The following is an 11774-nucleotide window of genomic DNA, read 5'->3' as shown; positions in this document are numbered from 1 at the left end:
GCCCTGATCATAGGGACAGTCCGGCGTCCCCGTGTGGCGACGTGCGGCAGGATAGATGGGATGACGCACCTGCACCCGAAACCGCAGCTGGTGGCCAGCGACGTCGACGGCACGCTGATCGACGATTCCGACAAGGTCTCGGCGCGCACCAAGGCCGCCGTCGGGGCGCTCGTCGCCGACGGCGCCACCTTCGTGCTCGCCACCGGCCGCCCGCCGCGCTGGATCGAACCGGTCGTCAGCGAACTCGGGTACGCACCGCTCGCGATCTGCGGAAACGGCGCGGTTATCTACGACAGCGCCACCGACCGGGTGCTGTCCAGCCACACACTCGATACCGAGACCCTGAGCTGGTTGGCCGAGGTCGCCGAACACGCGTTACCCGGTTGTGGGCTGGCGACCGAGCGGGTCGGGGCCAGCGCGCACGACGCCGTGACCCAGCAGTTCGTGAGCTCGCCGACCTACGAACATGCCTGGCTCAACCCCGACGACACCGTCGTCTCGCACGCCGAGGTCATCGACTCTCCCGCGATCAAGATGCTCATCCGGCTCAGCACGGCCCGCAGTTCCGAGATGCGCGCCGCCCTCGCCCCCCTCATCGGCGACCGCGCCGAGATCACCTACTCCACCGAGAGCGGGCTGATCGAGCTGGCGGTGCCGCAGGTGACGAAGGCGTCCGGGCTGGCCGAGGTAGCCCGACGCATCGGCGTCGAGAATTCCTCGATCGTGGCATTCGGAGATATGCCGAACGACGTGCCGATGCTGGCGATGGCCGGGCACGGAGTCGCGATGGGGAACGCCCACCCGGAAGCTCGGGCGGCCGCCGATGAGGTGACAGGCAGCAACATAGACGACGGCGTCGCGATGGTCCTCGAGCGCTGGTGGCGATAGGCCCAACCACCCTGGGCTGGGTATCCCTGATGTGTCACCACCTGCGTGCACATCCTGGGCCGGGTATCCCTGATGTGTCTCTACCCGGAGGGGCCCGCCCCGATCTGGACTGAGTGGAGGGTGCGACGAAGGAGTGCCCGGAGGGAGGGAAGATCGGGGGCCCGAAGGGCCCCGACTCGAGCGCGTCAGCGCTCCAATAAACACAGCAAGGTCTACCGCCCCGGGCCCGGTTTTACCTGAGCAGCAAGGTCAACCGCCCGGGGCCCGGTAAACCTCGCATGTCACGCAAATAAAACAGCCGGTGCCCTCGCTCGGAGGTACACCGGCTGTTCTTCGCCGTGACCGGGGGTTAGCCGGTCGGGGCGGGTTCGGGGACCGGCGGGTCGGCCGGGGCCTGTTCGACGGGGACCGGTCCGGCAGGGATCGGCTGTGCCGTCGGGTCGGCCGGAATCGCGAGCCCGAGCGTCGGTGCGGTCTGCGTCTGGCCAGGCTTCGGCTGTCCGTTCATTTCCTGCTTGTAGGTCTCGTCGTAGGTCTTCCAGAACGTCGTGACGATGCCCGTGAGCTCGTTGAGCACCAGTGAACCGTGCTCGAAATCGGTGCGCGAACCGTTCGGGACCAGGTACGAGCCCGTGGTCGGCAGGCCGAGCACGCCCGAGTCGGCGCCCAGGCTCAGATAGCGGTCGAGAATCGTGCCGATCACCTCGAACACCTCACCGCCCTCGCCCGAATAGACGAAACCGTTGGCGAACTTCGCGTACTGACGGCCCTGCGCGCCCGAGATCAGGTCCGACTGCGGCGCGCCGAGCGGCCCGTCGACCCCGCCTTTGGCGACCCAGTGTTTGGCGATCGCGTTGTCGCCGGCCAAGCCCAGGAACTTGTCGACCATCGCGCCGAGTTCGGCCATATTGCCCTGCGGCGCGCGGGCCTGCTGACTCGGCGGACGATTCACCGTCGGGGGCGAGGTGTAGGTGTTGGAGTTACCCGCCGCGATCCCGCGGATGCGGTCCATCAGCGCGTAGGCGGCATCGCCGGGGCAGTCGGTGTTGCCGACATCGCGGTGCGCGAACACCACCGGCAGGTCGACCGCTTCGTCGTAGGCGTACGGGGTGAACTCGGTGCCCTCGGAGTACATCGTGGTCGTGCCCTTGGGATTGATCCCGGCGAGCTTGGACCGCCAGCCGATGAACTTGCCGATCGCGTTGATCGCCTCGTTGCTCGGCTCCTCCGTCTCGTAGTTGCCCATCAGCGCCACACCGGCAGTGTTCTCGTTGAAACCGCCCGCGTGCGCGCCCTGAACCGCCCGGTCGAGGCCGCCGTAGCGGCCCTCGAAAATCTGGCCGTACTGGTCGACCAAGGCGTTGTAGCCGACATCGCACCAACCGAGCGTTTCGGCGTGATAGGCGTAGATCGCGCGGACGATGCCCGCCGATTCGGAGCGGCTGTAGTCGTTTCGACCGGCCGTGTGATGCACGGTGATGCCGCCGAGGCCGTCGTCATAGGTGGGTTCCTGGCAGCGGATCGATTCGTCGGCACCCCACTGCGCGCGGGTGATGACCTTCGGTCCGCCACCGGGCAGCGCCGCGGCCACGTCAGTGAGCGCGGCATCGATCGCGGCCCGGCCCGGATTGATCAGGATGGCCTTGAGCGCGGCCTCGGTGAGGTGCGCCGGGTCGTGGTCGGGGCCCGCGGTTGGCTTGCGGGTGACCAGCATCTGCACCGCGGTGGTCTCGCCGACGTAGATCGGTTCGGTGCCGGTCGGTGCGCCCGCGGGGGTGTGATCGGTGGCCCTGGTGTCGAGTGGATCGGCGTCGTACCAGGGGCCCCAGTTGCCGTCGAGCTGGCGGGCACGGAGTTTGGTTGTGGTGTTCGCCAGGTCGCGAGCGGTGATGGCGACCATGCTGAACGGGGTGTCCTGGGTGAGTTCCTTGACCTGCGCGCCCACCTGGTCGATGACGTCGGGGCCGACCGCGCCCGGAGAGAGGGCGGGGGTGTCGGGGGTGGTGCCGGGTTCGAGGTTCTCCGGGTCAGCGATGAATTTCGCGCCGGCGGACCGGCTTTGGGAGACCGGGGCGCCGGTGGGAGGTGCGGCCGCGGCGGGTGGCTGGGCTGTGGGCGCGGGAGTCGCGGGCGCCTCAGGGGCCGGGGGAGCCGGGGGCGCGGTGGGGACCGTCGTGCTCGGGACCGGTGGGCGCGCGGGCGGGGCGGCGGCCCCGGGGGCGCCAGGTGTCGCGGCGCCCGGTGTGGCCTGCTGCGTCGGGGTCGGCTGCGGCTTCGTCGGCAGTTGCGGCAGCTGGATCTCGGCGGGCAGCGCCACGCCCGGGGGTACCGGCAATCCCGGGGGGATCGGGATCGAGGCAGGCAGGCCCAACATGCGCAGGTCCGAGAGGTGCAGATCGGGGAGGTCGAGACCGGTCAGGTCACGCAGCGGGACCGTGATGTCGGGAACCGAGGTCAGCGCGACCTCGGCCAGCTGCGTCGGCACGGCCGTGACCTGGGAATCGTTGGCGCTGCGGTAGTCGGTCGAGTCGCTGAGAGCGAACGCGCCGACCGGTGCGGCGACAACGAGGGTGGTGACCACCGGGAGCACGTAGGAACGTTTCGGCTTTCGGTATCGCACGTGCGACTCCTATCAGGGTCGAGCTCGTGTTTTTCCGCGCATGTGATGCTTGCTTCCTCTAACCTCACGCATCACACTAGTTAACATACGTCACACATCTCAACCTCAACTTGAGGATTATGTGATTGCTCGAATGTAGCCCTCGGATCCCGCTCGGCGACGACGACATGCCGACGCGAGCTCCGCCGGTCGAACCGCGAAACCGTGGGAGCGCAGTATGAGAGCGGACACCTTGATCGCCCGCAGTAGCGGCCGTGGCACCCGTCGCCGGGTTGTGCCGGTCATCTGGACCGTGCCGCTGCCGGTGCTGGTCAGCGGCACCGTGCTGGCCTTGACCGGTGCGATCGGCCTGTGGCAGATCCTGCCGGGCCAGATCACCCCGACCGTCGGCGCGGGACACGGTCGCGGCATGAGCCAGGTCGGTGCCTTCGACAACGCGCGGGCGGGCTGGTCGGCCGAGGAGATTCTCGGTCACTACTACCCCGGCGCAGATCTCGGGCAAATCGGGCCGACAACGATCGGTGTCCGGCTCCAGGCCCAGGACGACGCCACCCTCGATACCTTCGCCGCCGCCGGCGCGCAGGTCGCGGGCCGCACGATCGGCCCCGGCGACGCCGCCCATCTCACACCGCTGCCCGACGGCGGGGCGAATGTGGTCGTGACCGCGGGCTGCGACGGAGAAGTGTTGTGGCAGGCCTCGACCGACGATCCGTTCGTCTATCCGGTCGGCCCCGGTGCGGGCAGGCCTGCCGAGGAACACCTGACCCTCTGCGGGGGCACCGCCTATCGCGGCGCGCTCGGCGTGGCGCTCGAAGGCGAGTCCTATCGCACCGTCAACCAGGTGGACCTCGACGACTATCTCGCCGGTGTCCTGCCCGCGGAAATGCAGGCCAACTGGGCCGACCAGGGCGCCTTCGAAGCCCTACGCGCACAAGCGATCGCGGCCCGTTCCTATGCTCTCGCCGAAAGCCGGTACGACTACGCGCAGACCTGCGATACCACCGACTGCCAGGCGTATCCCGGTACGGTGAAAGAGGATTCGCGCAGTACCGAGGCCGTCGCCGCCACCACGGGCACGGTGTTGTTGCGTGACGGGCAGATTCTGCGTTCGGAATACTCGGCTGCTCCGGATGGCGGTAGGCCCGCCGATATCGAGACCTTCGCGGTCGGCCCGGCGCCCAGCGAACTCGTCGAATCCGCCCCGGCCCCAGTGGTTCCCGCCGCACCGGTGCAGCCGGATCTGACCATCGAGGCGCTGGCGGGTGAGTCGGTGATCGACACCGAGTACCGGCGCATCGGCGGTGCGAGTAGCGCGGTGGGCGAGCCGATCGGCCCGGAAATGCTGCTGCCGCAACGGGCGGGCACGTACCGGATGTACACGAACGGTGTGATCGTCGCGACGCAGACGCTCGGCGCGCAGGTCGTCGACTTCTCCACGCTGCTGCAGCTCGTTCCGGATGCGGGTGATCAGTTGCCTGCGACGGCATCGGGTCGACCCAAGCTGAAGACGCCGGAAGGCAGTGTTCCCCAGGCTGTTTCGCCTGGAGGTCCGCATGGTTTGCAGATTCCCTCGGATGCCGAGGTCAGGGGCGAACCCGTCCACGGGCCGGTGAATCCCGCCGCGACGCCCGGCGCGCACGCCGAGTACGGCCCGGTGAACCCCGGCGCAGTACCTGGCGTGCACGACGGCGAGTGACTGGAAACAGGCCGATTGCACGATTACGCCGGATCCTTCAGTCGAGCTTCGTGTCATCCAACCCGATAGCCAGGGTGCGCAGCAGGTCGGCGAGCTGCTCGCGGTCCGTGCCGCCGAGCGAGGCGAGCAAGCGCTGCTCGTTGGCCATGTGGAGCGGCAGCAGCCGGTCGACGAGTTCGCGGCCCTCGGCGGTGAGCTGCACGAAGACTGAACGGCGATCGTCGGGGGAGGGGACGCGCCGAACCAGGTTCTTCGCGGCTAGGCGGTCGATGCGGTTGGTGATGGCGCCCGAGGTGACCATCGCGGCACGGTTGAGCGCACCCGCGGTGAGGCCGGTCTCGCCGCCGGAACGACGCAGCGTCGCCAGCACGTCGAACTCCCAGAATTCCAGGTCGTGACCTGCGAAGAAGCGCTTCAGATCCTGCTCGAGAACGCGCGCGAGCCGGGTGATCCGGCCGACGATCGCCATCGGTGATACGTCGACATCCGGGCGCTCGATGTTCCAGTGCTCGGTGATCAGATCGACCGCGTCGCGCATCTCTTCTCCCTCTCGGTTGAAACTCTTAACGTTCATCTACTTGACGCGGAGATATCTCTGCGGGTAGATATTTCAATGTTGAGATTATCAATCAGGAGTGAACATGACGACCACAACCCGCTCCACCGGCTACGTGGGCACCCTCGCGCTCACCGCTCTCACCCCGATCGTGTGGGGCTCGACCTACGCGGTGACCACGGAACTCCTGCCCCCTGACCGGCCGCTGTTCACCGCGCTCATGCGCGCGCTCCCCGCCGGATTGGTGCTGATCGCGCTGACCAGGGTGCTGCCGCACGGCCAATGGCTGGGCCGGACCGCGGTGCTTGGCGTGCTCAATATCGGCGCGTTCTTCCCGCTGTTGTTCCTGGCCGCGTACCGGCTGCCGGGTGGTGTCGCCGGGGTGCTCGGTGCGATCGCGCCGATGTTCGCGCTCGGGTTCGCGGCGGTGCTGCTGGCCGAAGTGCCGACCAGGCGAAAGGTGATCGCGGGTGTTGTCGGCGTGTTCGGTGTCTCGCTGGTCGTGCTCCGCGGCACCGCCGAACTCGATCTGATCGGCGTGGTCGCCGGTCTCGCCGGTGCGGCCTCGATGGCGGCGGGAACCGTGCTCACCAAGAAATGGGGACGCCCCGATGGTGTCGGCCCGCTGGCGATGACCGGCTGGCAGCTCACCGCGGGTGGGCTGTTCATCGCGCCCCTGGCCCTGCTGATCGAAGGTGCGCCGCCCGCGCTCGACGGACAGGCCATCGGCGGGTACCTGTACCTCGGCGTCATCGGCACCGCGCTGGCCTACTGGCTGTGGTTTCGCGGAATCTCGCGCGTACCAGCGACTTCGGTCGCCTTCCTCGGCCTGCTCAGCCCGGTGTCGGCCGCGGTGATCGGCTGGATCGCGTTGGGTCAGGCGCTGACCGCTCCGCAGATCATCGGCCTCGGCGTCGCTCTCGCGGCTACCGTCTTCGGGCAGCTGCCGACCAAGCCGGTCGATGGTTCCGAACCGGTTGCAGGAGAACAAGCGTCGCCCGTCAATGCCGGATCCAATTCAGTCGAACGGCACAGTGACGCCGAGTCGAAGATGAATTCGGGTGCGCCGGAATTGGTTTCGGCAACGAACCGAGTCTGATTCGCTGACCGGTCAGCCGCGCATCGCCTGCATCAGTGGTCCTCGGTGAGGGCCGGAATCGGCAGGGGGTGCGCGGCTGTGGCGGATGTACACCGAGCGCGACACGGTGGAGGTCGAATTCGGGTTCGCGTCTTGACATTGACGTAGCGTCAACTTGCAGAGTGGAGGTACCGACGAGAAAAGGAGCAGGTCATGGTGGGTGAATGGTCCATCCAGGACCTCGCGAAGGCCGCGGGAACCACCAGTCGTACGTTGCGCCACTACGGGCAGCTCGGGCTGTTGGAGCCGAGCCGGATCGGGGCCAACGGCTATCGCTATTACGACCAGACCTCTCTCGTTCGACTGCAGCGAATTCTGCTGCTGCGCGAACTCGGCCTCGGCCTTCCCGTGATCGCCGAAGTTCTCGCCGGTGAACAGGACACCGCCGGTGCGCTGCGGACCCACCTGGAACTGCTTCGCCAGCAGCAGGATCGGGTGGCGCGGCAGATCGAGTCGGTGTCGACCACTTTGCACAAGACTGAAAGAGGTGAACCGCTCATGGCCGCAGAGGTTTTCGACGGTTTCGACCACACCGAGTACAAGGACGAAGTCACCGAGCGCTGGGGCAAGGAGGCCTACGAGAGCGGTGATCGCTGGTGGCGCTCGATGACCGAAACCGACAAGCATGCCTTTTTCCAGGCGCATCTCGACATCGCCGCCGACTACGGGAAGGCCCGCGCCGCAGGACTGCCCGCGGATAGTGATGTTGCGCAAGCAATTGTCGTCCGGCACCGCGACTGGATCAGCGGCGGGACGCAGGGCAAGCCGGTGACCAGCGAGTACCTGCTCGGACTCGGCGAGATGTACGTCGCCGACCCACGTTTCCGGAAGAACTACGACGTGCACGGTGACGGAACCGCCGAGTACATCCTCGAAGCCTTCCGGGCTTACGTCGCAGCCCATCCCGCCTGAGAGGTTGGTGGCCGCGCGACGGCCGAATAGCGAGAGAGGACAACCGTGCTCGGGCAGCCAGCGCCCGGGCGCGGTTGTATTCGATGGCACTAGGCTGCCGACGACCGACACGAATGATGTGATGCATGAGGTCGCAAGGGGGAGCGATGAATTACGAGCAAAGGCCGCAAGGTCATGTGCCGCCGAAGACCGAATCGGTGTGGAGCCCGCCCATCGCTGTTGTGCTCCTCGGCGTCGGGGCCGTCCTGATCGGACTGTTCGGACTGGGCCGAGCCGCGGTGGCACTCTCGGCTCTGCGCGCTACATCCACGCGTTGGAAACAGCCGGAACAACCAGTCGAATGGAATCTCCAGATACTGGAGCATCAAATCGACCTTGTGGTCGGGGCGGTGCTCGCGGTGCTGCTCGGGTTGGGTGGAGTGCTGGTGCTCGCGCGGCGTTCACGCGGACTGACCATGGTGATCATCGGTAGTGGGCTCGCGGTCTTCGCGCTCTGGGGCGGAGGTGCGCTGTCCGACAGCACCGGTGAACTAGCGGGATTCCTCGTGTACTCGCTGCTTCCGTGCGGTGTGCTGATCGCGGCGCTGCTCCCATCGAGTCAGCGCTGGTTTGATTCCGGGAAGAACGCCCAGCTCGCACCGTTGAACACCCCGCGCCCGCCGGTTCCGCCGTATAACTGACGGCGACGTCGACAAGTAGCGGGGGCAGTGGTGGAACAGGTGCGGCCCGAGCGGCCAACGCGGGCGGTGACCGCGCTGATCGCGGGCTGGCTCGGGGTGCTGGTCGGCGCGGCGGGAATCTTCGTCGGTACGGCGACCTCGGTGTTGCGCCTGGTTGGGCGCGAGATCGACCTCGATGACGTGGGCTCGGGGATCGTCGGTGGGCTCGGGGTGGTGTATCTGCTCGGGGCGGTGCTGTTGTTGCGGCGGCGGATGCTCGGCAGACGGGTGCTGCTCACCATGGCGGCGGTGATGGCTGGGGCGACCTTGCTGGTCATCGTGCTCAACGGGGCAAGTCACGGATGGCGGTTCGGACCGCTGGATTTCTGGCTGGTGGTCAATGTGGTGATCCTCGCGCTCAGTCTGAGCGAGCCGACGCGGCGCTGGACCACTACGCGCTAGGCGTACAGCGCTGGAACGCTGTGCCGCTGCGCTCATCAGGGCGGTTCGGGATACGGTCGGGGGATGGTCGTGCTGGAGACGAAGTCGAAGAGCGGTGAGGTGGCGGCGATGGTGGCCGTGTGCCTCGCGGGGATCGCCGCGGTGGCGAACCTGGTGGGGGCCGTGGTTCTCGTGCGGTCGTTTCTGAGCGAACCGGGCGAGCTCGACGATTCGCTGACGCTGTTCGCCACGCTCGGCGCGCTGGTGTCGGTGTTCGCCTTCAGCTACGGTGGCGTGCTTTTGGCGCGCCGGGACGAGGCCGGGCGATGGGTGATCATTGTCGCCGCGGGCACTCAGCTCGTCCTCGGAATATTCGGCCTGCTCGCCTCGCTCGTGAACTACGACTCCGGGTACGGGATCCACTGGTTCGCCGATGAACCCGTTGTCCGGTCGATTCTGACCGGTCTCGGTGGGGTACCCGGCGCGGTAACGGCGATCGTGAACCACAGTTGGGCGGCGGCACTTTCGGGCGCGGTGTTCGGTGGGCTCGTGTTGCTGGCCGCGGCCCTGCCGTTGACGGCGGCCCACACCCTCGCTCGACCGGAAGACGTTGTCGGACCGAACGTATAGTTTCAGCAGGTCAGCATTACCGCGGAAGGTGCTGCGAGGCCGGGACACGAGATAGCGGCTACAGGTACAGCTCGCCAGAGGGGGAACACCATGGGGTATCCGTACGGCCCACAACAGGGCCAAGACCCGTACGCGGGACAGGGCTATGCGCAACCCGGCTACGCACCCGACCCATACGGCGGCCAGCCGGGCTACGCGCAGCCCTACGGCGCGCCCGTCCAAAATGCTTACGGCGCACCGGCTTACGGTGCGGCGCCCTATCCGTACGCGCCCGGCTACGGTGAGCCGCGAGCTGGCGGCGGTACGGCGATCACCGCCGCGGTGATCTCGCTGCTCCTGTCATTGGTTGCGCTGGGCGGCCTCGGCATCGCCGCGGCGGTCCTGCTCGGCGAGGAAAACGGGCCCGCTGCCGGGAGCGAGGTTCGAATCGCGGCGACCGTCAGCCTGCTGATCGGAGCCGCGGTTGGCCTGCTGTGGTTGCTCGGCTCGATTCTGCTGTTCCGCCGTAAGACAGCAGGCCGGGTGATCCTCATCCTGCTGTCCACGATCGCCCTGATCTTCAGTGCGATATCGATCGTGGCGGCTGTCTCGAGCGGCTCGGAAGAGCCGGAGGTCACCCTGATCGGCGGCATCATCACCAGCTTGCTCCCCTTCCTGATCCTGGTCCTGGCCGCCGCCCCGTCCACGGGCCGCTGGATCCGTGCCGGTCGGCCGGGTGGCTATCAGCAATACCCGCAGTACTGACTGACGGCGGCACCAGCCGCCGGGCGCTGGATTCGAGCCGGACGGGCGGCGCATGGTGGCCTCGGGGCCCGGTCCCTTTCCTGGGTGATGGATCGGACCTGGTCAGGGCGTGGTTGGAGACTCCGCCGGGACAAACGGTGGTCTTCCGATACGCTGGGCACCCGTGACCGCCGCATCGCCCTCGGGTAACTCCGTCAACGCAGATTCCATGGCCCCGGCAAACCAGTACGACCTGATCGTGGTCGGCTCCGGTTTCTTCGGGCTGACCGTCGCCGAGCGTGCAGCGAACGTGCTGGGCAAACGGGTGTTGGTGATCGACCGCCGCTACCACCTGGGTGGCAACGCCTACTCCGAGCCCGAACCGGAAACCGGTATCGAGATCCACAAGTACGGCGCGCACCTGTTCCACACGTCGAATAAGAAGGTCTGGGATTACGTCACCCAGTTCACCGAGTTCACCAACTATCAGCACCGGGTGTTCGCGCTGCACAAGGGGCAGGCGTACCAGTTCCCGATGGGGCTCGGGTTGATCTCGCAGTTCTTCGGCCGCTACTTCAGCCCGGAAGAGGCCAAGGCGTTGATCGCCGAGCAGGCCGCCGAGGTGCAGACCGCCGACGCGCAGAACCTCGAGGAGAAGGCGATCTCGCTGATCGGCCGCCCGCTCTACGAGGCGTTCGTGCGCGACTACACCGCCAAGCAGTGGCAGACCGACCCCAAGGAACTGCCCGCGGGCAACATCACCCGCCTGCCGGTGCGCTACACCTTCGACAACCGCTACTTCAACGACACCTACGAGGGCCTTCCCAAGGAGGGCTACACGAAGTGGCTGGAGAACATGGCCGCTTCCGACCTCATCGAGACCAGGGTGAACACCGACTGGTTCGACGTGCGTGACGAGCTCGTCGCCGCGAACCCGGAAGCCCCGATCGTCTACACCGGCCCGCTGGACCACTACTTCGACTACACCGAAGGCGAGTTGGGCTGGCGCACCATCGATTTCGAGACCGAAGTGCTCGAGACCGGCGACTTCCAGGGCACCTCGGTGATGAACTACAACGACGCCGACGCGCCGTACACCCGCATCATCGAGCCGCGCCACTTCCACCCCGAGCGCGACTACCCGACCGACAAGACGGTCATCATGCGCGAGTTCTCCCGTTCCGCGAAGACCGGCGACGAGCCGTACTACCCGATCAACACCCCCGAGGACCGTGCCAAGGTGCTCGCCTACCGCGAGCTCGCCAAGAAGGAGACCGCGGAGAAGAAGGTCCTCTTCGGCGGCCGCCTTGGCACCTACCAGTACCTGGACATGCACATGGCGATCGGTTCGGCGCTGAGCATGTTCGACAACGTGCTGCGTCCGTACCTCGAGTCCGGCGCGACCCTGGTGGACCAGGCGTGAGCGGGCAGGGACAGGAGGCTGCACCCGGCGCCGGCGCCGGTCAACAGGAACCCGGCGTGAGCGAACAGACCCCGGTCGCGGCACAGAG

Annotated in this window: 11 protein-coding genes; 9 read left to right on the top strand and 2 right to left on the bottom strand. The window is 67.2% G+C overall.

Annotated features, from left to right (window positions below):
• Nucleotides 1-60: 60 nt before the first annotated feature.
• Nucleotides 61-888, top strand: coding sequence for an HAD family hydrolase (locus tag ACFWO8_RS09485; protein WP_378946825.1), 828 nt, complete (start codon nt 61-63; stop codon nt 886-888).
• Between the two features lie 349 nt (nt 889-1237).
• Here ACFWO8_RS09485 and ACFWO8_RS09480 read toward each other — a convergent pair whose 3' ends face one another.
• Nucleotides 1238-3508, bottom strand: a complete 2271-nt coding sequence (locus tag ACFWO8_RS09480) for an N-acetylmuramoyl-L-alanine amidase (RefSeq protein WP_378946821.1) — start codon at nt 3506-3508, stop codon at nt 1238-1240.
• 217 nt (nt 3509-3725) lie between these two features.
• On the opposite strand from ACFWO8_RS09480, the gene ACFWO8_RS09475 reads away from it, so the two are divergent.
• The gene (locus ACFWO8_RS09475) at nt 3726-5204 is read left to right on the top strand and encodes a SpoIID/LytB domain-containing protein (RefSeq protein WP_378946816.1); all 1479 of its coding nucleotides are present in this window, start codon (nt 3726-3728) and stop codon (nt 5202-5204) included.
• Nucleotides 5205-5241: 37 nt separating this feature from the next.
• Here ACFWO8_RS09475 and ACFWO8_RS09470 read toward each other — a convergent pair whose 3' ends face one another.
• Nucleotides 5242-5742: a MarR family winged helix-turn-helix transcriptional regulator gene (locus ACFWO8_RS09470; protein ID WP_378946813.1), complete on the bottom strand. Its 501-nt coding sequence runs from the start codon at nt 5740-5742 to the stop codon at nt 5242-5244.
• Between the two features lie 103 nt (nt 5743-5845).
• Between ACFWO8_RS09470 and ACFWO8_RS09465 the strand changes: the two genes are divergently transcribed.
• The 7 genes from ACFWO8_RS09465 to glf all read left to right on the top strand — a co-directional run bounded on the left by ACFWO8_RS09465 (nt 5846) and on the right by glf (nt 11686).
• Nucleotides 5846-6859 (top strand): DMT family transporter, encoded by a 1014-nt coding sequence (locus ACFWO8_RS09465; RefSeq protein ID WP_378946806.1) that lies wholly within the window; start codon nt 5846-5848, stop codon nt 6857-6859.
• 192 nt (nt 6860-7051) lie between these two features.
• Complete coding sequence (locus tag ACFWO8_RS09460; protein WP_378946803.1) at nt 7052-7810, top strand: MerR family transcriptional regulator; 759 nt, start codon at nt 7052-7054, stop codon at nt 7808-7810.
• A 146-nt stretch (nt 7811-7956) separates the two neighbouring features.
• Nucleotides 7957-8490, top strand: coding sequence for a hypothetical protein (locus ACFWO8_RS09455; RefSeq protein WP_378946800.1), 534 nt, complete (start codon nt 7957-7959; stop codon nt 8488-8490).
• Between the two features lie 30 nt (nt 8491-8520).
• Nucleotides 8521-8931 (top strand): hypothetical protein, encoded by a 411-nt coding sequence (locus ACFWO8_RS09450; protein ID WP_378946797.1) that lies wholly within the window; start codon nt 8521-8523, stop codon nt 8929-8931.
• Between the two features lie 63 nt (nt 8932-8994).
• Nucleotides 8995-9540, top strand: a complete 546-nt coding sequence (locus ACFWO8_RS09445) for a hypothetical protein (protein ID WP_378946794.1) — start codon at nt 8995-8997, stop codon at nt 9538-9540.
• A 90-nt stretch (nt 9541-9630) separates the two neighbouring features.
• On the top strand, nt 9631-10284 hold the full coding sequence (locus tag ACFWO8_RS09440) for a hypothetical protein (protein WP_378946791.1): 654 nt from the start codon (nt 9631-9633) through the stop codon (nt 10282-10284).
• Between the two features lie 208 nt (nt 10285-10492).
• On the top strand, nt 10493-11686 hold the full coding sequence (glf, locus tag ACFWO8_RS09435) for a UDP-galactopyranose mutase (protein WP_378948165.1): 1194 nt from the start codon (nt 10493-10495) through the stop codon (nt 11684-11686).
• The last annotated feature ends 88 nt before the right edge of the window (nt 11687-11774 follow it).

The organism is Nocardia sp. NPDC058480 (assembly GCF_042720495.1).
Lineage (GTDB): Bacteria > Actinomycetota > Actinomycetes > Mycobacteriales > Mycobacteriaceae > Nocardia.
Note: the sequence above shows the minus strand (reverse complement) of the source record. Positions and strands in the feature narration are given on the sequence as shown.